The 26,011-nt window shown below is 73.1% G+C and carries 25 protein-coding genes; 13 read left to right on the plus strand and 12 right to left on the minus strand.

What is annotated here, in order from left to right; genetic code table 11:
* Positions 1 to 30: 30 nt before the first annotated feature.
* The 4 genes from ACGF5T_RS22710 to ACGF5T_RS22725 all read right to left on the minus strand — a co-directional run bounded on the left by ACGF5T_RS22710 (position 31) and on the right by ACGF5T_RS22725 (position 4,989).
* Positions 31 to 627, minus strand: a complete 597-nt coding sequence (locus ACGF5T_RS22710) for a PDZ domain-containing protein (RefSeq protein WP_356607485.1) — start codon at positions 625 to 627, stop codon at positions 31 to 33.
* 76 nt (positions 628 to 703) lie between these two features.
* Positions 704 to 2,884, minus strand: a complete 2,181-nt coding sequence (gene cyc2 / locus ACGF5T_RS22715; protein WP_361009342.1) for a germacradienol/geosmin synthase Cyc2 — start codon at positions 2,882 to 2,884, stop codon at positions 704 to 706.
* Positions 2,885 to 3,007: 123 nt separating this feature from the next.
* Entirely contained in the window at positions 3,008 to 4,213 is a 1,206-nt protein-coding gene (locus ACGF5T_RS22720; protein ID WP_366767742.1) for a damage-control phosphatase ARMT1 family protein, read from the minus strand.
* 128 nt (positions 4,214 to 4,341) lie between these two features.
* Entirely contained in the window at positions 4,342 to 4,989 is a 648-nt protein-coding gene (locus tag ACGF5T_RS22725; protein WP_356607491.1) for a ScbR family autoregulator-binding transcription factor, read from the minus strand.
* 379 nt (positions 4,990 to 5,368) lie between these two features.
* Here ACGF5T_RS22725 and ACGF5T_RS22730 point away from each other — a divergent pair, with 379 nt between their 5' ends.
* From ACGF5T_RS22730 to ACGF5T_RS22750, 5 genes are all read left to right on the plus strand, one after another.
* Positions 5,369 to 6,376, plus strand: coding sequence for a substrate-binding domain-containing protein (locus tag ACGF5T_RS22730; RefSeq protein WP_356607493.1), 1,008 nt, complete (start codon positions 5,369 to 5,371; stop codon positions 6,374 to 6,376).
* A gap of 68 nt (positions 6,377 to 6,444) precedes the next feature.
* Positions 6,445 to 8,844, plus strand: coding sequence for a nitrate- and nitrite sensing domain-containing protein (locus tag ACGF5T_RS22735; RefSeq protein ID WP_366767741.1), 2,400 nt, complete (start codon positions 6,445 to 6,447; stop codon positions 8,842 to 8,844).
* Positions 8,841 to 9,260, plus strand: a complete 420-nt coding sequence (locus tag ACGF5T_RS22740) for a roadblock/LC7 domain-containing protein (protein WP_366767740.1) — start codon at positions 8,841 to 8,843, stop codon at positions 9,258 to 9,260. The genes ACGF5T_RS22735 and ACGF5T_RS22740 overlap by 4 nt, the downstream gene beginning before the upstream one ends.
* A 1-nt stretch (position 9,261) precedes the next feature.
* Positions 9,262 to 9,621 (plus strand): DUF742 domain-containing protein, encoded by a 360-nt coding sequence (locus ACGF5T_RS22745; protein ID WP_366767739.1) that lies wholly within the window; start codon positions 9,262 to 9,264, stop codon positions 9,619 to 9,621.
* Positions 9,608 to 10,222 carry an ATP/GTP-binding protein gene (locus tag ACGF5T_RS22750; protein ID WP_361009328.1) on the plus strand — a complete coding sequence of 205 codons (615 nt, stop codon included), beginning with the start codon at positions 9,608 to 9,610 and terminating at the stop codon, positions 10,220 to 10,222. The genes ACGF5T_RS22745 and ACGF5T_RS22750 overlap by 14 nt, the downstream gene beginning before the upstream one ends.
* Positions 10,223 to 10,242: 20 nt before the next feature.
* Here ACGF5T_RS22750 and ACGF5T_RS22755 read toward each other — a convergent pair whose 3' ends face one another.
* The 4 genes from ACGF5T_RS22755 to ACGF5T_RS22770 all read right to left on the minus strand — a co-directional run bounded on the left by ACGF5T_RS22755 (position 10,243) and on the right by ACGF5T_RS22770 (position 13,819).
* The gene (locus ACGF5T_RS22755; RefSeq protein ID WP_356607502.1) at positions 10,243 to 11,205 is read right to left on the minus strand and encodes an ABC transporter substrate-binding protein; all 963 of its coding nucleotides are present in this window, start codon (positions 11,203 to 11,205) and stop codon (positions 10,243 to 10,245) included.
* Between the two features lie 87 nt (positions 11,206 to 11,292).
* Positions 11,293 to 11,958, minus strand: a complete 666-nt coding sequence (locus ACGF5T_RS22760) for an ABC transporter permease (protein ID WP_356607504.1) — start codon at positions 11,956 to 11,958, stop codon at positions 11,293 to 11,295.
* The gene (locus ACGF5T_RS22765; protein WP_356607506.1) at positions 11,955 to 12,665 is read right to left on the minus strand and encodes an ABC transporter permease subunit; all 711 of its coding nucleotides are present in this window, start codon (positions 12,663 to 12,665) and stop codon (positions 11,955 to 11,957) included. The genes ACGF5T_RS22760 and ACGF5T_RS22765 overlap by 4 nt, the downstream gene beginning before the upstream one ends.
* On the minus strand, positions 12,662 to 13,819 hold the full coding sequence (locus ACGF5T_RS22770) for an ABC transporter ATP-binding protein (protein ID WP_366767738.1): 1,158 nt from the start codon (positions 13,817 to 13,819) through the stop codon (positions 12,662 to 12,664). Before ACGF5T_RS22770 ends, ACGF5T_RS22765 begins: the two co-directional genes overlap by 4 nt.
* 218 nt (positions 13,820 to 14,037) lie before the next feature.
* On the opposite strand from ACGF5T_RS22770, the gene ACGF5T_RS22775 reads away from it, so the two are divergent.
* Both ACGF5T_RS22775 and ACGF5T_RS22780 read left to right on the plus strand, forming a co-directional pair.
* Positions 14,038 to 14,781, plus strand: coding sequence for a response regulator transcription factor (locus tag ACGF5T_RS22775; RefSeq protein WP_361009318.1), 744 nt, complete (start codon positions 14,038 to 14,040; stop codon positions 14,779 to 14,781).
* Complete coding sequence (locus tag ACGF5T_RS22780) at positions 14,778 to 16,211, plus strand: HAMP domain-containing sensor histidine kinase (protein WP_366767737.1); 1,434 nt, start codon at positions 14,778 to 14,780, stop codon at positions 16,209 to 16,211. Before ACGF5T_RS22775 ends, ACGF5T_RS22780 begins: the two co-directional genes overlap by 4 nt.
* 9 nt (positions 16,212 to 16,220) lie before the next feature.
* Here ACGF5T_RS22780 and msrB read toward each other — a convergent pair whose 3' ends face one another.
* The 4 genes from msrB to ACGF5T_RS22800 all read right to left on the minus strand — a co-directional run bounded on the left by msrB (position 16,221) and on the right by ACGF5T_RS22800 (position 19,585).
* Positions 16,221 to 16,628, minus strand: a complete 408-nt coding sequence (msrB, locus tag ACGF5T_RS22785) for a peptide-methionine (R)-S-oxide reductase MsrB (protein WP_356607514.1) — start codon at positions 16,626 to 16,628, stop codon at positions 16,221 to 16,223.
* Positions 16,629 to 16,657: 29 nt separating this feature from the next.
* Positions 16,658 to 18,040 carry a UDP-N-acetylmuramate--L-alanine ligase gene (murC, locus tag ACGF5T_RS22790; RefSeq protein WP_366767736.1) on the minus strand — a complete coding sequence of 461 codons (1,383 nt, stop codon included), beginning with the start codon at positions 18,038 to 18,040 and terminating at the stop codon, positions 16,658 to 16,660.
* An 85-nt stretch (positions 18,041 to 18,125) separates the two neighbouring features.
* The gene (locus ACGF5T_RS22795; RefSeq protein WP_356607518.1) at positions 18,126 to 18,599 is read right to left on the minus strand and encodes an indole-3-glycerol phosphate synthase; all 474 of its coding nucleotides are present in this window, start codon (positions 18,597 to 18,599) and stop codon (positions 18,126 to 18,128) included.
* A gap of 188 nt (positions 18,600 to 18,787) precedes the next feature.
* Positions 18,788 to 19,585 (minus strand): pyrimidine reductase family protein, encoded by a 798-nt coding sequence (locus tag ACGF5T_RS22800; protein ID WP_356607520.1) that lies wholly within the window; start codon positions 19,583 to 19,585, stop codon positions 18,788 to 18,790.
* Positions 19,586 to 19,687: 102 nt separating this feature from the next.
* Here ACGF5T_RS22800 and zapE point away from each other — a divergent pair, with 102 nt between their 5' ends.
* The 6 genes from zapE to ACGF5T_RS22830 all read left to right on the plus strand — a co-directional run bounded on the left by zapE (position 19,688) and on the right by ACGF5T_RS22830 (position 26,002).
* The gene (gene zapE, locus ACGF5T_RS22805) at positions 19,688 to 20,815 is read left to right on the plus strand and encodes a cell division protein ZapE (protein WP_392888988.1); all 1,128 of its coding nucleotides are present in this window, start codon (positions 19,688 to 19,690) and stop codon (positions 20,813 to 20,815) included.
* A gap of 186 nt (positions 20,816 to 21,001) precedes the next feature.
* Positions 21,002 to 21,403 (plus strand): hypothetical protein, encoded by a 402-nt coding sequence (locus tag ACGF5T_RS22810; RefSeq protein WP_356607522.1) that lies wholly within the window; start codon positions 21,002 to 21,004, stop codon positions 21,401 to 21,403.
* A 78-nt stretch (positions 21,404 to 21,481) separates the two neighbouring features.
* Positions 21,482 to 22,063 (plus strand): carbonic anhydrase, encoded by a 582-nt coding sequence (locus ACGF5T_RS22815; RefSeq protein ID WP_366767735.1) that lies wholly within the window; start codon positions 21,482 to 21,484, stop codon positions 22,061 to 22,063.
* 8 nt (positions 22,064 to 22,071) lie between these two features.
* Positions 22,072 to 23,562, plus strand: coding sequence for a SulP family inorganic anion transporter (locus ACGF5T_RS22820; protein ID WP_366767734.1), 1,491 nt, complete (start codon positions 22,072 to 22,074; stop codon positions 23,560 to 23,562).
* A gap of 154 nt (positions 23,563 to 23,716) precedes the next feature.
* Positions 23,717 to 24,493 carry a slipin family protein gene (locus ACGF5T_RS22825; protein ID WP_356607528.1) on the plus strand — a complete coding sequence of 259 codons (777 nt, stop codon included), beginning with the start codon at positions 23,717 to 23,719 and terminating at the stop codon, positions 24,491 to 24,493.
* 129 nt (positions 24,494 to 24,622) lie between these two features.
* Positions 24,623 to 26,002 carry a PhoX family protein gene (locus ACGF5T_RS22830; protein ID WP_356607530.1) on the plus strand — a complete coding sequence of 460 codons (1,380 nt, stop codon included), beginning with the start codon at positions 24,623 to 24,625 and terminating at the stop codon, positions 26,000 to 26,002.
* Positions 26,003 to 26,011 lie beyond the last annotated feature (9 nt).

The raw sequence follows: 26,011 nt of genomic DNA on the forward strand, positions 1-26,011 counted from the left end.
GGTGCGCCGGGAGCGGGCCCGCGGGGCGGGTCAGGTGACGACGCCCGGCGAGGCCGTCAGCTGTTGGTAGCCGCCGCTGCGGTGGCGCACCGTGAGCTTGACCTCCTTGCCCGGTCGGACGCGCGCCACGGCATGCGCGAGGTCGGCCGCCGAGTCGACGCGGTCCGTGCCGACGGCCAGCAGCACGTCGCCCCGGACCAGGCCGGCCGCGTAGCCGGGGCCGGGCACGTGGACGCCCACGACCAGGGCTCCCGGTTTCTCTGCGTCCACGGCCTCCACCCCGAGGGTCGCGGTGGCCGGGGCCGGTGCCGGGGAGGGGGACCGGCCGCCCGGCGGGTGCGCCGCGGCGGCCCGGGTGTCCGCCGGCGTCCCCGCCGCCGGTCCCGGAGCACCCGCCTGCCGCCGCAGCTCGGCCAGTTCGCTCATGCCGATCACCGTGGCGCCCACCGTGCCGAGTCCCACGCCCGCCAGGAGCAGGGCGGTGGCGGCGCACACGCCGAGCAGCACGGTGGTGAGCCGTCGGCGGCGCCGACGGCCGGTGTGCGGGCGCCGGACGTCGGCCGGCGCGGTACCGGCCCGCGGTTCCCGCCCGGGCATCGGCTTGGGTCGCAACGCTGTCTGTTCCATGGATCGCCTCCGGCTGGTGCTCTACCCGGCGCACCGGCGCGTGACGAGCCACGAACGAGTGAGACTGGAACGCCGGTCAGAGCGTCGGGACGGGGCTGCGCCGGGGCACGGGCACGGCCGGGATCCGGTCCGGGAGGAAGCCGTGGGTGCGCCGGGCCAGGTACTCGGCCTTGTACCGCGGCACCTCCCGATGCCAGTTGAGGATGCCCGCCATCCAGTTCTCCAGGTCGGTCACATAGCCCTCCATGACGCCGCGCGCCTCGTCGCCGAGCCGGAAGTCGTCGTAGACGACGGGCAGTTCGTGCGCGACGACGTGCTCGAACTGGCGCATGCGCTGGTTCATCAGATCCTGCACGACGGTGAGCGCGGCGGGGTAGTCGACGCCGAAGAAGTTCTGCACGACGAGGACCGCGTTGTGCATCTCGCCCTCGTACTCGATCTCCTTCTGGTACGAGAAGACGTCGTTGACGAGGCACGCGTAGTCGATCGCCGCGTTCTCCAGGGACCGGACGGGACCGCTGCGGTAGACCTCGGGCGGAACGGCCGGGCCGTGTCCGGCGCGGCACAGGCCCAGCGTGAGGTCGGAGCCGAAGGTGGCGCGCCGCATCTCCAGGTAGTCCACCGGGTCGGGGACGCGGCCCTGGATCTGGTTGGCCAGCTCCCACACCCAGGCCTCGGTCATCTTGTCCACGGCCGCCTTCAGCGGGCGCCGCTGGCCGGGCGTCATGCCGGCGGTCGTGCGGGTCCACAGGTCGGTCAGGGAGCGCTCCATCGCGTTGGCCGGCGGCGGGACCGGCTCACCGTCGAGCGGCATGCAGGCCGACAGCCGGGCCGTGGTGAGCCGGGCGGCGGCCAGGTCGCGCCGGTGGCCGTAGACCAGGGGGTAGTAGTCGTCGCCGTAGGTGCCGAAGGCCAGCCAGCCGGAGGCGAGGTCCAGTTGCTCCTGGGTGGCGTCCGGGTCGAGGCCGGCGGCGCACAGGGGCAGGTCGCAGCCGGCGAGCTTGTCCTCGTCCCATACGCCCTCGCTGAGGATGCCCATCGCGTGGCACCACTCGGACAGATGCCGCCGGGCGCCCTCCAGGGCCGGGCTCAGCTCCAGCGGGAAGGGCATCCGGATGTCGGGGATCACCGAGGGGCCGACCTTCCGGTACGGCACGTACGTGTAGGGGCGCGCGCGTCCGGCGGCCGCCGCGGCGAGGAGCGCGCCGACGTCCGCGGCGGAGGTGCCGGGGCCGGTCAGCGCCGGCCGACCGGCGGTGGACCGGGCGCCCTCGTTCATGTACCGGCTGGAGCGCAGGTGCCACTCGTGGCCGCCGGACTGCCAGTCCTGGAGGCCCTTCGCGTACGCCCCGACGGCGACCACCTCGGCCGGGGTCAGGCCGTTCTCCAGTGCCACCGCGGGCACTTCGGTGAACGCGGTGTGCTCGAACTGGTGCAGCCGGGAGGTGAGCACGTCGTTGACCAGCTCGGCGGCCTCCTGGGTGGTGCAGCCGAAGAAGGTCTCCAGGACCAGCACCCCGTTGCTCAGCTCCCCCTCGTCCTCGACCTCCCGCTGGTAGGAGAACAGGTCGTTGCGCAGGTGCACGGCGTCGGAGAACGTCTCCATCAGCACCCTCAGCGGCCTCGACCCGGCGACGGCGGCCGGCACCTCGGCCGTCGCGTACTCGACGAGCCCCGCCGACCAGGGGGCGCCGCCGACCTTGCGGCGCATCTCGATGTACTCGACGGGGTTGGCGATACGCCCCTCGTTGATGTTGGACAGCTCCCACAGGGACTCGTTGAGCAGGTGCTCGGTGGCGACGGCGAAGCGGCGGCGCCAGTCGGCCGACATCGCCGGCACCGTGCGCCTCCACAGGTCGGCGAGGCCGGCCTCGACCGGGTTCTCCGGTTCGGGCATCGGGGCGAAGACGTCGAGCGGCATGAACAGGGGGAGCCGGTCGAGGTGGGCCTTGCCGCCGACGCGGTCCTGGGTGCGTTTGAACTTCTCCAGGAAGTGGTCGTCGAAGAAGAAGACCCACACGTACCAGTCGGTGATGAGGGAGAGCGCCGGCCCGTCGCAGTCGGGGTGGGTGTAGGCACAGAGCAGTCCGTAGTCGTGGGCGTCGAGGTCGGACCGCTCCCAGACCCCGGAGCCCTCCAGCATGCCCATCTCCCGCGCCCACGTCGTCGAGTGGGCGCGGGCCTCGTCGAGATGCGGATTGAGCCGCGCGGGGTGCGGCAGGTAGAAGTGCGGGAGTTCGAAGGGCTGTTGCGTCATGGCCGGGCCCTACCCATGGCCCCGCGGGCACATCCGCGGAGCGGCACATGATCACACCATCGCGTGAATCGGGGCGAACGGCGGGAACTTTCGCCGGTCCGTCCTTACCGTGGCGCCGTCCGCTCAGCCCTTGACCTGGATCAGCGCGTGGGTCCCGCTCGTGCGCCAGCGTCGTTCCCCGCTCGCCTCCAGCGCGGCCTCCGTCCGCGCGGTCAGGCCGGTGACCACGTCGGACTTCAGGGTGCGCAGCGCGGCGACGGGGCCCGGGAAGTAGCCGGTCACGTCCGCGAAGGGCGTCGTCGCCGGCCAGTACCGGTCGCCCACCAGGCGGCGGTAGTTGAGGTCGCCCTTGAGGACGGTGACCGTCGCCGCGGCGAACTCCGCGCGCAGGTCGCCGGGCATGTCCGCGTACGGCAACGGGGCGCAGGAGAAGGGGTGCGCGCGGACGGTGACGCGGCCGTCGGTCAGTGCGGTCCACAGTCCCTCGCCGTAGGAGGCGGCCGCTCCGCCCGCCGCCACCAGCCGCCGCAGGGCGTCGAGCACGTCGGCGGGCGTGGCGTCGGAGACGTAGTAGGGGTGCGGTTTGACGTGCAGGACCGCCCGTCGGACGCGGCCCTCGGCGAGGAGGTGGGCGATGAGCAGCAGGTCGGGGACGAGTTCGCGGCCCGCGTTGTCGGCGACGAGGCACAGGGTGGCCGGGGCCGGGGTCCCGTGCGCCGGGGGCGGGAGGAGCGACCGGAGGGCGTCGCCGTCGTCGGCGACCAGGGCCGCCGCTCGGTCCTCGGCGCGGGCGCCGCTGCCGGAGAGGCGGAAGCTCAGGTCCGCGCGGTTGCCCCAGAGCGAGCCGTGCAGCAGCGCCCGGGTCCGCTCCTCGGCGGGCAGGCCGGCGAGGTCGTCGAGGGCGGCCAGTTCCTCGTCCGTCTCCGCGGACCGGAGTTCGGCGAGCTTGGCGGGCCGGAAGGGGTCGACGCCGCGCCAGGGGCCGGGGCCGAAGTATCCGACGGCGTCGAGGAGCCGGCGGTAGAAGTGGCTCTCGGCCCACAGCCAGGGCACGTCGAACCAGGAGCGGCCGGCGTACCGGTCCGTCCCCCACTCCGCCCAGCGGCGCCGGTCCTCGGCGTCGGCCGTGTCGGGCAGCGGCTCGATCGTCCCGCCTGCGCAGCTCGCGAGCAGCGCGTCGAGGGCGGCCTGTCGCTCGGGGTCGTGGGGGAACGCCTCGCGCACCTGGCGGACGATGGCGGGGTGCCGCTCGGCCAGCACGCTGTGGGGGAAGGACCCCGGCTCGTTGCCGAGGATGACCGGGGCGGACTCCGGCGGGGTGTCGGGCATGGGGCTCACCGTATCGCCGACCGGTACCGGCTGAACCGCAGGCTCGGGCCGGGCGGCACCGCCGAGGTGTGCGCGGCCGGGGCCCGGCGAGGGGGCCGGCCGTTCCGGGCCGAGGTGGGCCGCGGAGGTCAGGCGGCGGTCAGATCCCGCTCCAGGCGGGCCGCCAGGGTGAGGTAGCGCGCGCGTCGGGTGACCGGCACCATGCCGCGGATGAGGAGGCGCCACATCCCGGCCAGGCGGCGCGGCTGCCGCGCGTCGGGTTCCAGGGTGCCGCCCACCACCCGGGTGCCGACGATGGAGCAGACGAGGGTGTGGGCGACGGAGTCGACGTCGATGTCCGGGTGCACGTCGGACTGCCGGACGGCGTCCAGGAGACGGGACGAGGCGATCTCGCGCCACTCGGTGAAGGGGTGCGGCAGCGGCGGACGCACCGCCACTCCCCCGGTGGCGAGCCGCAGACCGGCCCGCAGCACCGGCCCCTCCTCGCACAGCCGGGCCATCACGAAGGTCAGGCGCATCAGCGCCTCCAGGGAGGTGTACCCCCTGCCGTCCAGCTCCGTGGCGAGCCGGCGCGACGTGAGGGACTGGAGTTCCATGATGGCGTGCGCGAGGTCCTCCTTCGCCGCGAAGTGGAAGTACAGGGCCCCCTTGGTCACTCCGGCGTGGGCCACGATCTCGCTCAGGCTGGTCGACTCGTAGCCCTGACGGTCGAACAGCTCGGCGGCGGCCCCGAGGATCGTCGCGCGGGTCTGTTCGGCGCGTAGCTGCCTCGCCATCGGCTGGACTCTCCCGGGCTGGAACTCAACAGGCCGTGCCGCCTGTCTTAACCCCCCGTACAAGATAACGCACCGTCAGCTGCCTTTTCCTGGCCCCCCGGTGGACCGGGCCCCGACACCGGGTGCGCCGCCGTGGGAGCCGGGGCGCGCGCGGTGGGCGTCGAGCGACCCCATCCGTTCACTCACGTTTCACCCGTCCCGTTCATCACGATGCGGCACCGACAACTCGTGGCAGGTCGCGGGTCACTTGACTACCGGCGGTCACACACGGTTTGCTCCGGCCAGGCGAGGTTCACCCGGTCGGCGCACCGTCACGCGGCTCCGGTCCCCCTCGCTCCGTTCCTCCTGCTCGGCCGCACAGCGAGGTGCCGCAACCCCCATGAGTACTCCTCCCCCGTCCACCCCCACGCCCGGACGTCTGCGCGCCGTCGCCCTCGCCGCGGCCCTCTGCCTGCTGGCGGCCGGCTGCTCCGCCCTCGGCGGGGACGAGGACGGCTCCACCGCCGCGGCCGGGTCCGGCGGCGACCGGATGAAGATTGTCATGGTGACCCACGGTGGTGAGGGCGACGCCTTCTGGGACCGGGTGCGCAAGGGCGCCGAGGCGGCCGCCGCAAAGGACGGCGTCGACCTGACGTACGCCGGTGACGCCGACACCGCCGACCAGGCCGGCCTGGTGCGGGACGCGATTCGCGAGAAGGCCGACGGCATCGCCGTGACCCTGGCCAAACCGCAGGCCATGAAGGGGCCGGTCGCCGAGGCGGAGGCGGCAGGGATCCCCGTCGTCGGGCTCAACTCCGGTATCGACGCCTGGCGGCCGACCGGGCTCCTCCAGTACTTCGGGCAGGACGAGAGCGTCGCGGGCCGGGCCGTCGGCGACAAGCTGGACGACCTCCGGGCCCGGCACGCCCTGTGCGTCATCCACGAGCGGGGCAACGTCGCCCTGGAGGCCCGCTGCGCCGGGGTGAAGAAGACCTTCGGGGGCGAGACCGAGATGCTCTACGTCGAGGGCACCGACATGGAGGCGGTGGGTGCGGCCGTCACCGCGCGGCTGCGGCAGGACTCCAGCATCGACCAGGTCGTCATGAACGGCGCGGCCTTCGCGCTCACCGCAGTCGAGGCCGTGGCGGAGGCGGGCAGCAGGGCCCGGGTCGCCACCTTCGACCTGGACGAGGACCTGGTCGCCGCGGTCAAGCGGGGCGAGGTGCAGTTCGCGGTGGACCAGCAGCCGTATCTGCAGGGCTACCTCGCGGTGGACGCGCTCTGGCTGTACCGCACCAACGGCAACGTCAGCGGCGGCGGAGTGGCGCCCGTCCTGACCGGCCCCGCCTTCGTGACCCGGACGAACGCCGACGCGGTCGCGCGCTTCGCCGCGGGCGGCACCCGGTGACCGGGGCGCGTGACCGCACGCGTCCGCGCACACCTGACAGCCTTCCCCACTGATCGCCTAGGACGACGATGTCTGCACGGACGGGTGCCCGGCGCCGCCTCGGCTCCATACGTCTCTCCCTGATCCTCCTGGCCCTGGTCCCGGGCGTCAGCCTCGCCACGGTGTGGGGGGTGACGACGATCCAGATGTTCTCCGAGGGCCTGCGGCTGCGGGCGCAGACGGAGCTCAGCCGGTCCACCGGCGCCATGGGCACCGAGGCGGCGCTCGCGCTGCAGAAGGAGCGCAGTCTGTCGGCGGCGTGGCTCGCGGGTCCCGGCGGCGACCGTGCCGAACTGGACGCCCAGCGCAAGAGGTCGGACGCGGCGGTGGCCCAGCTGGTCGGCCGGTCGGAGACGATCGAGCGGGCGCCCGACCGGGTCGCGGACCGGCTGTACTCGGTGCTGGGCTCGGTGGGCAGCCTCGAGTACTACCGCGACCAGGTCGACGACCCCAGTGACATCACCGCCGACCAGGCGCTCGACCAGTACACGTCGATCATCGACGAGCAGATCCACGCCTTCGAGGAACTGTCCCAGGTCGACGACGGGGACCTCACCTCGCAGGCCGGACCGCTGGTCGCCCTGGAGCACGCGGCGGAACTGGTGTCCCAGGAGGACGCCCGGCTCACCCTGGCCTGGCCGTCCGACCGGATGGGCGAGGAGGAGTGGGCGGAGTTCGCCCAGCTGGTCCACACCCGGCGCTGGCTGGTCCAGGACCAGATCGTGCCCTCCCTGCGGGGTGAGGCGAAGGCGCAGACCGAGCGGATCCTCGCGAGCCCCGAGTGGGGGACCCTGGAGGCCGTCGAGGACCAGGTGCTCGCGGCCCGCGCGGCGGGCGGGGACGGCCGCATCGACCTGCCGGACGCGCGGCAGCGCTGGACGACCGCCCTGGACAAGGTCTCCGGCCAGTACGCGGCGCTGATCCGGCAGCAGACGGACGGACTGCTCGACCGCAGCGCCGCAGAGGCGCGCGGACTGCTGATCACCGCGGCCTCCCTCAGCGCGGGCGGCCTGGTCGCCCTGCTGCTGTGCGTCGGCATGTCCTGGCGCATCACCCGCTCGCTCTCCCGCCGGCTGCGCGGGCTGCGGCTGGCCACCCTGAGCCTGGCCGAGGAGCGGCTGCCCGAGGTGGTGGCCCGGCTGGAGCGGGGCGAGAAGGTCGACGTGGAGTCGGCGACCCCGCCGCTGGACTACGGGCGCGACGAACTCGGCCAGGTGGCCCAGGCGTTCAACACGGCGCAGCGCACCGCCGTGCACACCGCCGTCGAACTGGCCGACACCCGGCGCGGCTTCCAGAAGGTGATCCTCGGCATCGCCCGGCAGAGCCAGAACCTCGTCAACATGCAGCTCGGCAAGCTGGACGCCCTGGAGCGCGAGCACACCGACCCCGAGATCCTCAAGGGCCTCTACGAACTGGACTCCACCGCCAGCCAGTTGCGCCGGTACGAGGAGAACCTCGTGATCATCAGCGGCGAGCAGCCGCGGCGCACCTGGCGCGAGCCCGTCGCGCTGGTCGACATCCTGCGCAGCGCCGTCGGCGAGGTCGCCGAGTACCAGCGGGTGGAGCTGCACACCGACGAGGAGGTGGCCCTCGCCCCGCCCGCGGTGGCCGACGTGATCCACCTCCTCGCCGAACTCATCGACAACGCCACCGCGTACTCCCCCGCCCCTCAGCCGGTCGGGGTGCGGGCCGCGATGGTCGCCAAGGGCCTGGCCGTCGAGATCGAGGACCGCGGCCTGGGTCTGTCGGAGGAGGACTACGCCTCGTTCAACGCCCAGCTCGCCGTGGCTCCGCAGTTCGACGTCGTGGCGCTCGCGGACGACCTGCGGCTGGGCATGTTCGTGGTCGCCCGGCTCGCCCACCGCCACGGCATCACCGTGACGCTGCGCTCCTCCCCGTACGGGGGGACCACCGCCATCGTGCTCCTCCCGCACGACATCGTGGTGCCGGACCCGGTCGCGGGGCCCGGCGCCGACGACGGAGCACCGGCTCCCGAGGCTGTCGCGAGCGTGGCGTCCGGTGCCGGGGAGGGCCGTCCCCTTCCCGTGAAGCGGCTCCCGCCGGCGGCCCGTCCGGTGCCGGCCGCCGCGCCCGCCGAGGCCGACGGACTCGTCCCGCTGCCCCGCCGGGTGCCGCAGACGAGCCTGGCCGCCGAACTCCGCGACGAGGGCCCCGCCGCCGGCCCGGACGGTCCGGACGCCGCCGACGACGGCTACGCCGACTTCACCGCCGAGCGCGCCGCCTCGTCCCTCGCCGGTTTCCAGCGCGGCACCCTGCGGGCCCAGGCCGCCGATGCCGATGCCGACACCGCCGCCGCCGCCGACGACGACACCGTCACCGGCCCCTCCGCCGACGAGCAGGCTCTCTCCTCCGCCGCGCCCCCGACTCCGACCGCCGACCGACGACCGCCGACGAAGGACACGCCATGACCCGACCCTCCCCCGCCACGCACACCGAGCTGGACCAGCTGCTCACCGGACTCGTGGAGCGGGTCGCCGACGTGAACCAGGCGGTGGTGCTCTCCGAGGACGGACTGGTCGTCAGCAAGTCCACCGGTTTCCTGCGCGACGACGCCGAGCGGCTGGCGGCGACCGCGTCCGGGCTGATGAGCCTCAGCAAGGGCGTCAGCATGGACTTCCGCGGTGGTCCGGTGCGCCAGGCACTCATCGAGATGGCCAACGGCTACCTGATCCTCACCTCGGCGGGTCCGGGCGCCCACCTCGTCGTCCTCACCGGACCGAACGCCGACGTCGGTGTCGTGGCGTACCAGATGAACATGCTGGTGAAGAAGATCGGCGAGCATCTGAGCGCGGCACCGCGGGCCACCGCCGCCCCCGGCGAGTGACGTGACCGGAGGCGACGCGGGGGGCCGGCTCGTGCGGCCGTTCACCCTGACCGGCGGCCGGACCCGGCCCAGCCGCGCCGACTTCACCCTCATCACGACGGTGACCGCGGTCGATCCGCAGCCCGCCCGGGCCGCCCGGCCGCAGCCCGAGCACCTGCGCATCCTGCGGCTGTGCGCCGAGCCCGTCGCCGTCGCGGAGATCGCGGCACGCCTCGACCTGCCGGTGAGCGTGGTCGTGATCCTCCTCTGCGACCTGCTGGAGGCGGGCCGGATCACCGCCCGGCCGCCGCACCTCGTCTCCCGCGCCCACGCGGATCTGGACCTGCTGCAGAAAGTGAGGGACGGCCTTGGCCGGCTCTGACCGCACCGCTCCGGCGCCCACGGCACCCGCTCCCCCGGCCGCCGCGCCCGACGCCGTGAAGATCCTCGTCGCCGGGGGTTTCGGCGTCGGCAAGACCACCATGGTCGGGTCGGTGAGCGAGATCGCGCCGCTGCGGACCGAGGAACCGCTGACCGCGGCGGGCCTGGACGTGGACGACCTCGCCGGGATCGAGGAGAAGCGGGCCACGACCGTGGCCCTCGACTTCGGCCGGATCAGCATCGGCCGGGAACTGGTGCTGTACCTCTTCGGCACACCCGGTCAGCAGCGGTTCTGGTTCATGTGGAACGACCTGGCGATCGGCGCCCTGGGCGCCGTGGTCCTGGTCGACGTCCGCAGACCGGAGTCGAGCTTCGCGGCCGTCGACTTCTTCGAGCGGCGGGGCATTCCGTTCGTCGTCGGCGTCAACGGCTTCCACGGGCGGCACCCGTATCCGGCCGAGGCGGTCCGGGAGGCGCTGGCGCTGCCGGCACACGTGCAGGTGCTGCTGTGCGACGCGCGGGACCGGGCCTCCTGCCGGGACGTCCTCGTCGCACTGATCGACCAGCTGATCGACGCCGCGGCCGGGGCCGCGGCGCCGTGACGGCGGTCGGGAACCGGGCGTCAGCCCAGTCCGGCCGACGCGAGCCACTCCTTGGCCACGTCCAGCGGGTCCTTCTTGTCCAACTGCACCTGGGCGTCCAGGTCGAGGAGCGTCTTGGTGTCCAGCTTGGCGGAGACCGCGTTCAGCGCGGCGACGCCCTCCTCGGAGAGCCCCTCCTTGTACACCAGCGGGGTCACGTTCGCGTAGCCGAAGAGGTTCTCCGGGTCCTTCAGGACGACGAACTTCTCCTTGATGATGGTCGGGTCGGTGGTGAACACGTCGGCCGCCTGCACGGTGTTCTTGGTCAGCGCCGACTGCGTGAGGGGGCCGCCCGCGTCCAGCGCCTTGAAGGACTTGAACTTCAGGCCGTACACGGACTCCAGGCCCTTCAGCCCCTGCTGCCGGGTCTGGAACTCGGGCGAACCGCCGATCACCAGGTCCGGCGCGACCTCCTTCAGGTCGGCGAGGGTCGACTCCGCGGTGAGCCCGTACTTCTTCGCGGTCTCGGCGTTGACGCTGACCGAGTCCTTGTTCTCGGCCGGCGACGACTCCAGCAGCGTCAGCTTCTGGTCGAGCTTGCCCTTGGCCGCCTCGTTCACCGCCTCGGCCGACTTCTGCTCGGCCCCCGAGTCGAGATAGGCCAGCAGCGAGCCGTTGTACTCGGGCAGCACCGTCACCGAGCCGTTCTTCATCAGGCCGTACGTCGTCTCGCGGCTGCCGATGTTGTGCTTGTAGGTGACCTTGAGGCCCTTGGCCTTGAGGGCCTCCCCGTAGATGTCGGCGAGCAGGGTGCTCTCGGCGAAGTTGTTCGAGCCGACGACGACGGTGCCGGCCTCCGCCTTCTCGCCGGCGAGGGGGTTGTCGGAGGTGTCGTCGGAGGAGGAGGAACAGCCCGCGAGCAGCGCCGTGGCGGCGGTGAGCGCGACGGCCGCCGCGCCGGTGTGCCTCGTCCTGGACCTGCTGCTCTTGGCGGTGGAAGTCATCCACCGATCCAAACGAGCCACTTGTCGGTCAGTCAAGAACGGCATGATTACGTTTTCCACAACTGTGTTCGATTCCCCGCTCCGTGGTCAGCGCCTGCGCACCCCGGGCGAGACCGCCAGCCGCTCCGCCGCCCAGAAGAGCGCGAGCGTGACGAGCGCCAGGAGCGCCACCAGGGTGGCCCCGCCGACCACCTTCTCGTAGTCGCGCTGGTAGAGCCCGTCGATGATGTACCGGCCGATCCCGCCGAGGCTGACGTACGCGGCGATGGTGGCCGTCGACACGACCTGGATGGCGGCCGAGCGCAGCCCGCTGAGGATCAGCGGCAGGGCGACGGGCAGTTCGACCCGGAACAGGATGCTCGACTCGTGCATGCCCATGCCCCGGGCGGCGTCCACCGGGGAGGGGTCGACGGAGCGGACCGCCTCGTAGGTGGTCACCAGGATCGGCGGGACCGCGAGCACGACGAGCGGGATCATCACGGGCAGCAGGCCGATACCGACCGCGACGGCGATCAGCACCAGCAGTCCGAAGCTGGGCAGCGCGCGGGCGGCGGTGGCGACGAAGGCGACCGCGTTGCCGCCGCGTCCGGTGTGCCCGGTCAGCAGCCCGACGGGCAGCCCGATCGCGGCGGCCAGGCCGAGGGCCAGCAGCGAGTACTGGACGTGCTCCAGCAGGCGTTGCGGGATGCCGTCGTAGCCGTGCCAGTGGGCGCTGTCGCTGAAGAAGGCGTTGACGAAGTTGATCACGTTCACCGGGCCGCCGCCTTCTCCGTCTCGGGCCGGCCCCGCCGTACGGCGGCCGCCTTGGGGCGCCTGGTCCCGCCCCGGGGCATCCACGGCGTCAGCAGGTTGCGGACCAGGACGAGGGCCGCGTCGCACAGGATCGCCAGTACGGCGGTGGTGAGGACGGAGTTCACCGCCAGTTCGGGACGGCCGTACTTCTGGGCGTCCGCGAGGAGGTTGCCGAGGGCGCCCTGGTTGCCGATGAGCGCGCCGACGCTGACCAGCGAGATGCTCGCCGACACCGCCACGCGGAGCCCGGCGAGGATGGCGGGCACGGCGATCGGCAACTGCACCTGGAGGTAGCGCCGCAGGGGACCGAAGCCCATGGCGGTGGAGGCGGCGAGGGTCTCCTCGGGCACCGACCGGACGCCGTCGACGATCGCCGGGACGAGGACCACGAGGCTGTAGACGGCCAGCGGGATCATCACCGTGAGCTCGGTCTGGCCCGTGTAGTCGATGAGGACGACGAAGACCGCCAGTGACGGGATGGCGTAGAAGACGGTGGTCACACCGAGCACGGGCGGGTACAGCCAGCGGAACCGCACGCAGAGCTGGGCGACGGGCAGCGCGAGCAGCAGTCCGGCCAGCACCGGGAGCAGCGCCTCGCGCAGGTGCAGTCCGATCAGCCCGAAGTAGGTGTTGTCGAGGTCGCTCGGGATGTCGAAGAAGCCGTTCACGGGGCGGCCTCGGTGACGGAGACGGTGGCGGGCCGCGCCGCCGGTCTCCCCTCCGCGTCCCCCGCGACGTGGGCGGCGCGGATCGCGTCGCCGACGGCCTGCTGGGAGACGACGCCGGTCACCCGGCCGTCGGCGTCCACGGCGACGGCCCAGCCGGTCGGCGAGAGCACCGCGCAGTCGAGGGCCGCCCGCAGCGAGTCGGTGCCGGGCCGGAACGGCCGCCCGTGCGACAGGAGGCGCTCGGGCCGGACGGCGCCGGGCGTCAGGTCCCGCGGCTCGGCCCAGCCCAGCGGCCTGCCGTCCGCGTCGGTCACCAACAGGTACGGGGCGTCGGCCGCGGCGAGGTGCTCGGCGGTGGCGTCGATCCGCACCACCGGGCCGGTCGTCAGCTCCAGGCCCGCGGACGGGAAGAGGGAGAGCCGGCGGATGCCGCGGTCGGCGCCCAGGAAGTCCTCGACGAAGTCGTCCGCCGGGTCGGACAGCAGTTCGGCGGGCGGCGCGAACTGGGCGAGCCGGCCGCCGGTGCGCATCACCGCGACCATGGAGCCCAGTTTGACGGCCTCGTCGATGTCGTGCGTGACGAAGACGATGGTCTTGCCCAGTTCGTCCTGGATGCGCAGGAGTTCGTCCTGGAGGCCCTTGCGGACGACGGGGTCGACCGCGGAGAACGGCTCGTCCATGAGGAGCACGGGCGGGTCGGCGGCGAGCGCCCGCGCCACACCGACGCGCTGCTGCTGTCCGCCGGAGAGCTGGTACGGGTACCGCTTGCCGAGGGAGGCGTCGAGTCCCACCCGCTCCATCAGTTCGGCCGCCCGGTCCCGGGACTTCTGCCGGCCCCAGCCGATCAGGCGGGGCACGGTGGCGATGTTGTCGAGGATCGTCCGGTGCTGGAAGAGCCCGGCGTTCTGGATGACGTACCCCATCGACCGGCGCAGCGTGGTGACCGGCTGCCGCTGGAGGTCCTCGCCGTCCAGGGAGATGGTGCCCTCGGTGGGTTCCACCATCCTGTTGATCATCCGCAGGGTCGTCGTCTTGCCGCAGCCCGAGGGTCCGACGAGGACCGTGATCGAGCGGTCCGGTATCTCCAGCGACAGCCGGTCGACCGCCACGGTGCCGTCCGGGTACCGCTTGGTGACTGAATCCATCCGTATCAAAACGCCGAATACCCTTCGGGTGGGCGGAAAGTTCTGGCCAGGTCGCTACGGGTCGTTGCCGGGAGAGTCTAGACGTCCGGTGTTGCGGGCCCGTGGCGGCCGCGTGAGGCCACCTACCCCGCCGGGGGCCGCCCAGCCGTGCGCGGCCCCGGCGTTCCGCGTCCGCCTCCGGGTACCTGTCGTTCTCCTGTCGATCCCGGTCCGCGGGCCCACGCGGTATGGGGTGCGGGCGGACGGTGGCGCAGTATGAGCGGGTGGAGAAAGTACGACTGCTCGTGGTGGACGACGACCCGCCCATCGCCGACCTGGTGGCCACCGTCGCCCGTTACGAGGGCTGGGAGGCGGTCACCGCGAACACCGGCGAGCAGGCGCTGCGGCTGGCCGCCGGGTTCCGTCCGGACATCGTGGTGCTCGACCTGATGCTGCCGGACGTCGACGGCTTCGGTGTCCTGGACCGGTTGCGCGGCGCGGGCACGATGGTGCCGGTGGTCTTCCTCACCGCACGTGACGGGGTGGCCGACCGGGTGGCGGGACTGACCCGGGGCGGTGACGACTACCTGGTCAAGCCGTTCGCCGTGGAGGAGTTGATGGCCCGGCTGCGGACCGTGCTGCGGCGCAGCGCCGGGCCGGGTCCGCGGCGGTCGGTGCTGCGGGTGGGGGACCTGACGGTGGACGAGGACACCCGCGAGGTGCGCCGGGGCGAGCGCCGGCTGTCGCTGACGCCCACCGAGTACGAGGTGCTGCGCTACCTGATGCGCAAGTCGCCGGCCGTGCTGACCAAGGCGCAGATCCTGGACCACGTGTGGGAGTACGGCTTCGGCGGCCGGTCCAACGTGGTGGAGCTGGTCGTCAGCCGGCTGCGCCGCAAGCTGGGGGACGCCGAGGGCGCCGACGGCGCCGGTGAACCGCTGATCCGGACGGTGCGGGGGTTCGGGTACGTGATCCGGCAGCCGGCCCGGTGATACGCCGGCTGTGGCGGGCCTACCGCGGGCTGCGGCTCGGGACCCGGCTGGCGCTGGGTCTCGGGGCGCTGTCGCTGGTGGTGTTCGCCGTGGTCGGCACGGTGCTGACCGCGTACATGCGGGACTACCTGGAGCGTCAGCTCGCCGACCAGATGAAGCTGGTGCAGGTCGTGCAGTCCAAGGACGCCGCCGAGCACGGCACGGTCCGGCGCAAGCCCTACTACGGCTGGTACACGGCCGTGTACGACGTCTCCGCCGGCTCCGCCGATCTGCGCACGCCCGCGGAGGTGCCGGCCGACAGCCGTGCGCTCACCGCTCTCGCGCGGACGATGGCGCGCTCGGACGAGGACCTCACCCGCACCGTGCGGATCGGCGGGCACGGCCCCTATCTGCTGCGGGCCTGCGAGGTCGAGCCGGGGGTGGTGCTGGTCAGCGCCGCGCCCCTGGGGGACGTCGAGGACACCGTGGAGCAGTTGGTCACGGTGCAGGTGGTCGCGTTCGGCCTGGCCCTGCTGGCGCTGGTGGTGTTCGGGCGGCGGATGCTGCGGCGCGGGCTGAAGCCGCTGAGCGACATGGCGGGCACGGCGCACGGCATCGCCTCGCACGACCTGAGCGAGTCGGCGGCCCGGCTGCCGCTGCGGGTGGACGGCCGGGACGGCGGCCGGGAGGTGGCCGAGCTGCGGACCGCGTTCAACACGATGCTGGAGCACATCGACGACTCGCTGGCGGTGCGCGCCGAGGCCGAGCGGCGGCTGCGCCGGTTCGTCGCGGACGCCTCCCACGAGCTGCGCACCCCCCTGATGTCCGTACGGGGTTACGCCGACCTGTTCCAGTACGCGGCGGCCGACGAGCCCGGGGAACGGGAGCGGCACCTGGCCCGGCTGCGCGCGGAGGCGGCCCGGATGGGCGTGCTCCTGGACGACCTGCTGCTGCTCGCCCGGCTGGACGCGGACGAGGTGGAGGCGCCGCTGCGGTGGGAGGAGGCGGATCTGACGGAGCTGGTACGGCAGGCGGCGGACGCCTTCCGGGCCGGGCACCCGGAGCATCCGCTGACGGTGGCGACCGGGCCGGCGGGGGTGACGCTGCGCCTGGACCCGCAGCGCATGCGGCAGGTGCTCGACAACCTGCTCACCAACGCCGCCGTGCACACACCGCCGGGCACGGAGGTCTCGGTCACGCTCTCCGTGGCGCCCGGCGCGGCGCGGGTGGCCGTCGCGGACCGGGGGCCGGGCGTCCCGGCCGCCGACCGGGAGCGGATCTTCGACCGCTTCTACCGCGTGGACAAGGCCCGCAGCCGGGACCGCGGCGGCAGCGGCCTCGGGCTGGCCGTCGCCGGGTCGCTGGTGCGGGCGCACGGCGGGACGATCGAGCTGGGCGGCGGACCGGGCGTGACGGTGTTCACCGTGACGCTGCCGGCCGCCGCCCGCTGACCGGCCGGCTCAGCCCTCGGCGGGCTGGAGGCGCAGCGCGATGCTGTTGATGCAGTACCGCTGGTCGGTAGGGGTCGGATAGCCCTCGCCCTTGAAGACGTGCCCGAGGTGCGAGCCGCACCGGGCGCACCGCACCTCCGTGCGCACCATGCCGTGCGAGCGGTCCTCGATCAGCTCGACCGCGTCGGTGTCCTTCGGGTCGAAGAAGGACGGCCAGCCGCAGTGCGACTCGAACTTGGTCGTGGAGGTGAACAGGTCGGCGCCGCAGGCCCGGCAGGAGTAGACGCCCTCGGTCTTGGTGTCGGTGTACTCACCGGTGAAGGCGGGCTCCGTGCCGGCCTGGCGCAGCACGGCGTACTCGGCCGGGGCCAGTTCCTCGCGCCACTGCTCGTCCGGCTTCTCGACGTCGTACGACATGAGTCTCAGCCCCTCGTGAATGCGGTTCTCTACAGCTCGTCCAGGATGCGCGGTCCGAGGTCGGTGACGTCGCCCGCGCCCATGGTGAGAACGAGATCACCGGCCTTCGCCATTCCCGCGACCACCGCCGGCGCCGCCGCCTTGTCGTGGACCGGTGTCACGTCGGCGCCTGCGGCCCGGGCCGCCTCGATGATCAGCTCGCTGGTGATGCCCGGGATCGGGTCCTCGCGGGCGGGGTAGATGTCGAGGACGACCGACGCGTCGGCGAGGGCCAGCGCCTGGCCCATCTCCTTGCCCAGCTCCTGGGTGCGGGAGAACAGGTGGGGCTGGAAGAGGACCAGGATGCGGGCGTCGCCGACCGCGGCCCGCATGGCCTCCAGGTCCGCCGTCATCTCGGTGGGGTGGTGCGCGTAGGAGTCGACGACCTGGACTCCGGCCGCCTCGCCCTTGAGCTGGAGGCGCCGCTTGACGCCCGTGTAGGCGGCGAGCGCGGGGGCCAGCTCGGCGGCCGGGATGCCGAGGGCCGCGCCGGCGGCGAGGGCGGCGACCGCGTTGTGGGCGTAGTGGCGGCCGGGGACGGAGACCTCGAAGGTCAGCTCGGTGCCGTCCAGCGCCACGGTGACCTGGCTCTTCAGCCCCTGCGGGACGACCGACAGGATGCGCACGTCGGCGTCCTCGGACTCCCCGTACGTCACCGTCCGCACCGACCCGGCCAGCCGGCGCGTCAGCTCCCGGGCGCCGTCCTGGTCGGCCGCGATCACCAGGGTGCCGCCGGGGACGATCCGGCCGGCGAAGGTCTCGAAGGACTCGTAGATCTCGTCCATCGACGCGTAGTTGGCGTGGTGGTCCAGCTCGACGTTGAGGACGATGGCGACCTCGGGGGCGTACTTGTGGAAGCTGCGGTCGCTCTCGTCGGCCTCCGCGACGAAGATCTCGCCCTCGCCGTGCAGGGCGTTGGAGCCGGGCGCGTCCAGGTCGCCGCCGATCGCGTACGACGGGTCCAGGCCCAGCTCGGACAGGGAGACCGCCAGCATGGAGGTGGTCGTGGTCTTGCCGTGCGTGCCGGCGACCGCGATCGGGCGCGCGCCGTCCATCAGGGCGGCGAGGGCGTCGGAGCGGTGCACCACCGGGATGCCCAGGGCGGCGGCGCGGGCCAGCTCCGGATTGTCCTCGCGGATGGCCGAGGAGACGACCACGCAGCTGGCGTCGTCGGCGAGGTGCTCGGCCGCGTGTCCGACGTGCACGGTCGCGCCCTGGGCGCGCAGGGCCTCGGCGGTCGGGGAGTCCTTGGCGTCGCTGCCCGCCACCGCTGCGCCCCGCTGGGCGAGGATCTTGGCGATGCCCGACATCCCGGCGCCGCCGATGCCGATGAAGTGCGGTCGGTCCATGGCGGTAGGAAGGCCGGGTGCCATGCGCTGTTCTCCCCAGAGGTGCGACGGGTGTAAGAGAGGTGCTCTGTCGGTGGGCGCGCCCCCTGGGCGGGGGCGCGGCCCCAGCCTATGCCTTGCTGTGGGAGAACAGTTTCAGGACCGGCACGCCGACCTTGTGCCGGGCGCGCGAGGCCCAGTCGCGGTGGAAGAACTCCTCCACGTAGTGCGGGTCGGTCAGGACGATCACCTCGTCGGCCCCGGTCTCCGTGACCAGCGACTTCAGCGAGTCCAGCGGGTGGTCCTCGATCAGCCGGCCCACCGCCTGGGCCCCGGACGCGCGCAGGGCGGTGAGGGACACCTCCAGGGCCCGCTGCCCGACGCTCTGCGCCTCCTCGCCCTCGGGCGTCTCGCCCTCCCGCACGGCGTCGTCCAGCTCGCCGAGCGCGACGTCGTCGATGGCTCTCAGCAGCCTGTCCGCCTGATCGCCGCGCGGCTGGAGCAGCACGTGGAAGGCGACCCGCTCCTCGCCGTGCAAGGTGGTGACGAACTCCACGTCGGCGGACGTCAGGGCCTTCTCGATCATCAAAACGCTTGTGAACACCAGGCGCCCCTTCTCCTTCGCGGGCCCGTGGGACCCACCCTCCGTAGGCCGTACCGGACCCTGCGGAAACCATCCTGCCCCGTGATCGCACGGGTACTGCCGGATTCAGTGTGCCCGGCGCGGACCGGGCGGAACGGGTGATTCCGCCTGTTCCGCCGATTACCTCGGTCCCGCCGGCCCCGGCCGGGTCAGTCCCGCCGGTACCGGCTGAACAGGAATCCCTCCTCCTCCAGCAAAGAGGCCAGGACGAACCGCCGCGGCACCTCGACCGACGGCCCCCCGGCGATCCGCTGCGCGTCCCCGGCGGTGAGCAGCGGCGAGACGGTCAGGCACAGCTCGTCGAGCACCCCGGCCGCGACGAACTGGCCCAGCAACCGGGGGCCGCCCTCGGTCAGCAGCCGGGTGTGGCCGAGGGCGACGAGCGCGTCCACGGCACGGGCGGGGTCCACGCCGACGCCGTCACCGGCGATCACCACCCGGGCGCCGGCCTTCTCGGCGGCCGCGATCCGCTCCGGCGCCGCGGCGGCACCGGTCAGGACCAGGGTGGGCACCAGCGGTGAGGTGAACAGCGGCAGGGTGAAGTCCAGCTCCAGACCGGCGCTGACCACGGCGATCGCGGGCACGGGGGCCTGGCCGGCCGCCCGCCGCGACTCGGCGAGGTCGGCCCGCGAGCGGGCCGGGCGGTACCCCTCCTGGCGCACGGTCTCGGCGCCGGCGATCACCACGTCGGCCAGGGCGCGCAGGGTGCCGAAGACGCGCATGTCGGCCGCGCTGGAGATGGGCTGGGAGCGCCCGTCGTGCTGGGCGGCGCCGTCGAGGGTGGAGACCATGTTGGCCCGCAGCCACGCCCCCGGCCGCCCGTCCGGCCGTCCCCCGGGCTCGGGATAGGCGTAGGCGGCGGCCAGCTCGGCGAGACTCCACTCCCGGTCGGTCCCGTCGGGGTCCGGGCCGGCTGTCTGATCGGTCACAGGGAACAGGCGTCGCATGCGGTGCAGTGTTCCACGCGGCCGGTCCCCGAACCGTACCGGCGGAGCACGGGCCGGCGAGCGCGCGGGACGCTGTGTGAACAGGCCCTACCATGGACCACCGTGTCGCCCTCCTCTTCCGCCGCTTCCGGTTCCAGCCCCTCCGGCCCCACCCCGATAGCCGGGGCGGCCTCCGCCCCGCTGTCCCTGTGCGCCCGCGAGCCGCACGTGCCCGCGGAGCGCCTGGTCGCCGAGATGGTGCCCCCGCCCCGCTTCGACTCGGTCCGCTTCGGCACGTACATCCCGGACCCGAACCAGCCGAGCCAGAGCGAGGCCGTACGGGTCCTGGAGGGCTTCGCCGCGGGACTCGGCGGCGAGGGGGCGGGCGGCGGCAGGCGCGGCTTCTTCGGTCTCGGTCGCGCCAAGGCCCCCAAGGCCCCCGCCGGCCCCCGCGGCGTCTACCTCGACGGCGGCTACGGCGTCGGCAAGACCCACCTGCTGGCCTCCCTGTGGCACGCCACCCCCGCCGAACCCTCCCGCAAGGCGTTCGGCACCTTCGTGGAGCTGACCAACCTCGTCGGCGCCCTCGGCTTCCAGCAGACCGTGAGCACCCTCTCCGGGCACCGCCTGCTGTGCATCGACGAGTTCGAGCTCGACGACCCCGGCGACACCGTCCTCGTCTCCAGCCTCCTCGGCCGCCTCGTGGAGGCCGGCGTCGCGCTCGCCGCCACCTCCAACACGCTGCCGGGCAAGCTCGGCGAGGGACGGTTCGCGGCGGCCGACTTCCTCCGTGAGATCCAGGGCCTGTCCGCCCACTTCCGCGCCCTGCGCATCGACGGCGAGGACTACCGCCACCGCGGCCTGCCCGAGGCCCCGGCGCCCTACTCCGACGAGCAGGTGACCCGCGCGGCACAGACCGCCGGGGGCGCCTCCCTGGACGCCTTCCCCGCGCTCCTCGACCACCTCGCCCGCGTCCACCCCAGCCGCTACGGCGCCCTGACCGACGGCCTGACGGCCGTCTGCCTCACGGGGGTGCGCCCGGTGCCGGACCAGTCGACCGCGCTGCGGCTCGTCGTCCTGGCGGACCGGCTCTACGACCGCGAGGTGCCCGTCCTGGCCTCCGGGCTGCCCTTCGACCGGCTCTTCAGCGAGGAGATGCTGAACGGCGGCTACCGCAAGAAGTACTTCCGGGCGATCTCCCGGCTCACCGCACTGGCCCGGGACGCCGCCCGGCTGGTCGAAACGCCCTGACGAGCGGTCGGTTCGCGCCAACCCACCCGCCATTTTCGGGCTCTCTCCTGCTCGTAACGTTCCGTTAACCTTGCAAACGAATCCGCAGGGTTAACGTGTTTCTTGACCGCGCATTGACCATGTGTTGACGACCCGTTGACCTTGCGCCGTCATGGACCAGCGACACGAACGGCCTGGAGGGGGCGCATGTTCCGAGGCACGACGGCCCGGACCCTGATTCCGCTCCTCGCCGCCGTCCTGATCGCGCTCTTGTTCCTCACCCCCGGAACATCGTTCGCATCCGCGCACACAGACCGCGAGGCCGTGGCCAACGCCCGTTCCGGTGGCGCTCCTTCCGGCACGGTGCTGCACGACGAGACCGTCACCTGCCACACCGCCGGGCGCTCCGGGAAACCGGCCCCCGCCCCGCGCGTCCGCGACCGCCACCGCCCCGCCGCCGCACCCCAGCCCGAGGCCCTCCTGTGGCCGCCGCCGCGGCAGGCCACGTCGGCGGTGTCCGCCCCCGACCCGTCCGGCGGCGCCGCCGAGTACCGGCCGAGACGGGCGGCGGACCTCTCGCCGGCGGCGCTCCAGGTCTTCCGCTGCTGAGGGCCCGGCGGCACCCCCCACCACCGTCCTGCCCATCCGACGCGCTCCCCACCGCGCGCCAGGAGGAATCACCGCATCATGCAGCCCCTCATCGACAACGCCCGCGCATACGGACAGCGCCCTGAGGAGTTCGCCGGGCACGCCCAAGGCCAGTCGCCCGAAGTCCTGTTCATCACCTGCTCCGACTCCCGGGTCGTACCGGCCCTGATCACGGGCGCCCGGCCCGGCCGGCTCTTCGAGCTGCGCACCGCGGGCAACATCGTCCCGGCGTACGGCGCCCAGAGCCCCTCCGGCGAGGCGGCCACCATCGAGTACGCCGTGCAGGTGCTCGGGGTCGCGGACATCGTGGTCTGCGGCCACTCGCACTGCGGCGCCGTCGGCGCGCTGGTGCGCGGCGACGACCTGAGCGCCGTACCCGCCGTGCGCGACTGGCTCGCGCACGCCGCGGACGAGCCGAGGCCGTGCGACCCCGCCGACCCGACGGTCGCCGACGCCGTCCAGGGCCACGTCCTCGCCCAGCTCCAGCGGCTGCGCTCCTACCCGTGCGTGCAACGCGGCCTGGCGGAGGGCCGGCTGCGGATGCACGGCTGGTACTACGAGGTCCACACCGGCGCCGTGCGCGCGCACCGCGCGGACACCGACGCGTTCGAGACGCTGTGAGCGCCGGCATGAGCGCCCCGACCGAGAACCTCCGCAGGTTCCCGCACCTGCGGCAGGACGTCACCGCCTCCCTGGTCGTGTTCCTGGTCGCCCTCCCGCTGTGCGTGGGCGTCGCCGTCGCCTCCGGCGTCCCGGCCGAACTCGGCCTCGTCACCGGCATCGTGGGCGGCATCGTCACCGGACTGCTGCCGGGCAGCAGTCTCCAGGTGTCCGGGCCGGCCGCCGGCCTGACCGTGCTGGTCTTCGGCGCCGTCGACGCGTACGGGCTGCCCGCGCTCGGCGTGATCGTGCTGGCCGCCGGTCTCATACAGCTCGTGATGGGTGCCCTGAGGCTGGGGCGCTGGTTCCGGGCGATCTCCCTGTCCGTGGTCGAGGGCATGCTGGCCGGCATCGGCCTCGTGCTCATCGCCGGCCAGCTGTACTCGGCGGCCGGACTGACCGCTCCCGCCTCCGGCCTCGACAAGATCACCGGTCTGCCCGGGGCCGTGTCCGACGCGCTGGGCAGTACCGAGGCGCTCACCTCGCTCGCCCTCGGCGCGGGCACCGTCGCGGTGATGGTGCTGTGGAAGCGGCTGCCCCGGCGGGCGCAGACCGTGCCCGGCGCGCTCGCCGCGGTCGTCCTGGCCACGGCGGTCACCACGGCGTTCGGCCTGTCGGTCGCGACCGTCGAGGTCAACGGCCTGCTGGACTCCATCCAGCCGCCGGGCGCCGACGCCTTCGGCGAGTTGCTGAACGTGGGCCTGCTCGGCACGATCGTGGCCTTCACCCTGATCGCGTCGGCGGAGAGCCTCTTCAGCGCCGCCGCGGTGGACCGGCTGCACAGCGGCCCGCGCACCGAGTACAACAAGGAACTGATGGCGCAGGGCGCGGGCAACACGGTGTGCGGCCTGCTCGGCGCACTGCCGATGACGGCGGTCATCGTGCGCAGCTCCGCCAACGTCAGCGCCGGCGCGCGGACCAAGGCGTCCCGGGTGCTGCACGGGGTGTGGCTGCTGCTGTTCGCCGCGCTGCTGCCGTCCGCGCTGGCACTGATCCCGCTGCCCGCGCTGGCCGGCATCCTGGTCCACGCGGGCTGGAAGCTCATCCCCTTCCGCGGTGTCGTCTCGCTGTGGCGGGGACACCGGGGCGAGGCGCTGATCCTGGTGGTCACGGCCGTGTCCATCGTCGCCGTGAACATGTTCGAGGGCGTGCTGATCGGTCTGGCGCTGTCCGTGGCCAAGACCGCCTGGGAGGCCTCGCACCTCAAGCTGGAGGTCGTCGACAAGGGCGCCGGCCCCGTCCAGGCGCACCTGTCGGGCAACGCGACCTTCCTGCGGCTGCCGAAGATCCTGGAGAGCCTGGAGGCGCTGCCGCAGGACCGGCCGGTCGAGCTGGACCTGTCCGGCCTGCACCACCTGGACCACGCCTGCCGCACCGCGCTGGAGAACTGGGCCGAGCGGCACAGCGCGACCGGGACGGACCCCGTGAAGGTCACCGAACCGGCGCAGGCGGCCGTGTAGTCCCGCCGTCGGGACCACCTCTGCGGTGACGGCGCCCGGTCCGGGGCATGGCCTCGGACCGGGCGTCGGGCCTATCGTGACAGAGGCGGATGAAACGGACCTCCGTGCGCCACCTGGCACGGATCTCCGTCCGCCTCTGGACGAGGAGGTCGTCATGGTCCAGGAGCTGCTGACCGCGGCCGCCGCCGCGGGGAGCGCCGGTGTCCTCTACCTCGCCTCGGCCGCCCGGGTCGTCAAGCAGTACGAGCGCGGGGTGGTCTTCCGGCTCGGGCGGCTCGCGGGTCGGGTGCGGGAGCCCGGCTTCACGATGGTGGTCCCGTTCGTGGACCGGCTGCACAAGGTGAACATGCAGATCGTGACGCTGCCGGTGCCCGCCCAGGAGGGCATCACCCGGGACAACGTCACCGTGCGGGTGGACGCCGTCGTGTACTTCAGGGTGGTCGACGCGGCCAACGCGCTGGTGCGGGTCGAGGACTACCGGTTCGCCGTCTCGCAGATGGCGCAGACCTCGCTGCGGTCGATCATCGGCAAGAGCGACCTGGACGACCTCCTGTCCGACCGCGAGAAGCTCAACCAGGGCCTGGAGCTGATGATCGACAGCCCGGCGGTCGGCTGGGGTGTGCAGATCGACCGGGTGGAGATCAAGGACGTGTCCCTGCCGGACACGATGAAGCGCTCCATGGCCCGCCAGGCCGAGGCCGACCGGGAACGCCGGGCCCGGGTCATCAACGCCGACGCCGAGCTGCAGGCGTCCAAGGTGCTCGCCGAGGCCGCCCGGGAGATGTCCGAGACACCCGCGGCCCTGCAACTGCGGCTGCTGCAGACGGTGGTGGCGGTCGCCGCCGAGAAGAACTCCACGCTGGTGCTGCCCTTCCCGGTGGAACTGCTCCGGTTCCTGGAGAAGGCACAGGAGCACCCCGTGGAGCGGTGAAGCACCGGTGGAGGTCGTGGGGCGCCCGGGGACACCGGGGACACGTTCTACGCGCGTGGTTCCCGGGACTCCGGTCAGGTGATAGACACAGCGGGTCACAGTCCTGTCCGCCAACAGGAAGGTCGCCCCATGTCCGCAACACGACGTCAGGTCCTGGCCCGCACCGGCGCCCTCGGCGCAGGCATCGCCTTCACCGGAGCCCTCTCCGAACTCTTCGCCGGCACCGCCGCCGCGCAGTCCCTCGGCCACACCGGCTACGGCCCCCTGATCCCCGACCCCGACGGTCTCCTCGATCTGCCGAAAGGATTCCGCTACCGGGTCCTGTCCCGCGAGGGCGACCAGCTGCGCTCGGGCGAGGGCCCGGTGCCGTCCAACCACGACGGCATGGCGGCCTTCCCCGCGCGTTCCTCCGGCCGGCCCGGCGGCGTTCACCTGGTGCGCAACCACGAGAACCGCGCCGACGGCCGCATCCCGGTCCCCACGGTCGAGGGCCTGACGTACGACCCGGAGGGCAAGGGCGGCTGCACGGCCCTGACCCTGGACTCCCGGGGCCACGTCCGTGACGAGCGGGTCGCGATCGCCGGGACGGCGGTCAACTGCGCCGGCGGGCCCACCCCCTGGCACACCTGGCTGACCTGCGAGGAGACCGAGGACAAGGCGGGGACCAACGGCTACACCAAGGACCACGGCTTCATCTTCGAGGTCGACCCCGCCGACCCGCGCCGCACGGGCGCGGTACCGCTGACCGCGATGGGCCGCTTCCAGCACGAGGCGATCGCCGTGGATCCGCGGCGGGGCGTCGTGTACGAGACGGAGGACGCGTTCGAGCGTCCCTTCGGCCTCTTCTACCGGTTCCTGCCCGAGAAGCCGCTGGGCGGCAGGGGCTCGCTGCGGGCGGGCGGACGGCTCCAGGCGATGCGCGTGCCCGGGGTGCCCGACCTGTCGTCGATCCAGGAGACCGGCGCCGAGTTCGACGGCGTCCAGTGGATCGACGTACCCGACCCGCTGGCCACCGGGACGCCCATCCGGCACCAGGACTTCGGCCGGGGCGGCGTCACGCACGCGCAGAAGCTGGAGGGCTGCTACTGGGGCGGCCGCAGCGTGTACTTCGTCTCCTCCTTCGCCCGCAGCGCGGAGGGGTCGGCGGCCGACCACTACGGCCAGATCTGGCGCTACGACCCCGAGAGGCGCCGCCTGACCCTGGTGATCGTCTTCGGCCCGGACACCGACGTCCAACTGCCCGGCGAGTCCCCCGACAACATCTGCCTGGCCCCCAGCGGCGGCCTCATGGTCTGCGAGGACGGCAACGGCGCCCAGCACGTCTACGGCGTGACCCGGCGCGGCGAGGTCTACGCGATGGCCCGCGGCGCCCAGAACATCGGGTCGCCGGACGAACCGGAGTGGGGCGAGTTCGCCGGGGTCACCTTCTCCCCCGACGGCGACACGATGTACGTCAACTGCTACACGCCCGGCACGACCTTCGCGGTGACGGGGCCCTGGCGCAGGTAGAGCGCGCCG

This window comes from Streptomyces sp. NPDC047853 (genome assembly GCF_043204535.1).
Classification (GTDB): Bacteria; Actinomycetota; Actinomycetes; order Streptomycetales; family Streptomycetaceae; genus Streptomyces.

What these genes read in the sequence shown, in the direction of transcription:
- ACGF5T_RS22710 (WP_356607485.1), bottom strand. Translation starts at nt 627, where the DNA reads ATGGAACAGACAGCGTTGCGACCCAAGCCGATGCCCGGGCGGGAACCG.
- cyc2 (WP_361009342.1), bottom strand. Translation starts at nt 2,884, where the DNA reads ATGACGCAACAGCCCTTCGAACTCCCGCACTTCTACCTGCCGCACCCC.
- ACGF5T_RS22720 (WP_366767742.1), bottom strand. Translation starts at nt 4,213, where the DNA reads ATGCCCGACACCCCGCCGGAGTCCGCCCCGGTCATCCTCGGCAACGAG.
- ACGF5T_RS22725 (WP_356607491.1), bottom strand. Translation starts at nt 4,989, where the DNA reads ATGGCGAGGCAGCTACGCGCCGAACAGACCCGCGCGACGATCCTCGGG.
- ACGF5T_RS22730 (WP_356607493.1), top strand. Translation starts at nt 5,369, where the DNA reads ATGAGTACTCCTCCCCCGTCCACCCCCACGCCCGGACGTCTGCGCGCC.
- ACGF5T_RS22735 (WP_366767741.1), top strand. Translation starts at nt 6,445, where the DNA reads ATGTCTGCACGGACGGGTGCCCGGCGCCGCCTCGGCTCCATACGTCTC.
- ACGF5T_RS22740 (WP_366767740.1), top strand. Translation starts at nt 8,841, where the DNA reads ATGACCCGACCCTCCCCCGCCACGCACACCGAGCTGGACCAGCTGCTC.
- ACGF5T_RS22755 (WP_356607502.1), bottom strand. Translation starts at nt 11,205, where the DNA reads ATGACTTCCACCGCCAAGAGCAGCAGGTCCAGGACGAGGCACACCGGC.
- ACGF5T_RS22775 (WP_361009318.1), top strand. Translation starts at nt 14,038, where the DNA reads ATGGGGTGCGGGCGGACGGTGGCGCAGTATGAGCGGGTGGAGAAAGTA.
- msrB (WP_356607514.1), bottom strand. Translation starts at nt 16,628, where the DNA reads ATGTCGTACGACGTCGAGAAGCCGGACGAGCAGTGGCGCGAGGAACTG.
- murC (WP_366767736.1), bottom strand. Translation starts at nt 18,040, where the DNA reads ATGGCACCCGGCCTTCCTACCGCCATGGACCGACCGCACTTCATCGGC.
- ACGF5T_RS22800 (WP_356607520.1), bottom strand. Translation starts at nt 19,585, where the DNA reads ATGCGACGCCTGTTCCCTGTGACCGATCAGACAGCCGGCCCGGACCCC.
- ACGF5T_RS22810 (WP_356607522.1), top strand. Translation starts at nt 21,002, where the DNA reads ATGTTCCGAGGCACGACGGCCCGGACCCTGATTCCGCTCCTCGCCGCC.
- ACGF5T_RS22815 (WP_366767735.1), top strand. Translation starts at nt 21,482, where the DNA reads ATGCAGCCCCTCATCGACAACGCCCGCGCATACGGACAGCGCCCTGAG.
- ACGF5T_RS22820 (WP_366767734.1), top strand. Translation starts at nt 22,072, where the DNA reads ATGAGCGCCCCGACCGAGAACCTCCGCAGGTTCCCGCACCTGCGGCAG.
- ACGF5T_RS22825 (WP_356607528.1), top strand. Translation starts at nt 23,717, where the DNA reads ATGGTCCAGGAGCTGCTGACCGCGGCCGCCGCCGCGGGGAGCGCCGGT.
- ACGF5T_RS22830 (WP_356607530.1), top strand. Translation starts at nt 24,623, where the DNA reads ATGTCCGCAACACGACGTCAGGTCCTGGCCCGCACCGGCGCCCTCGGC.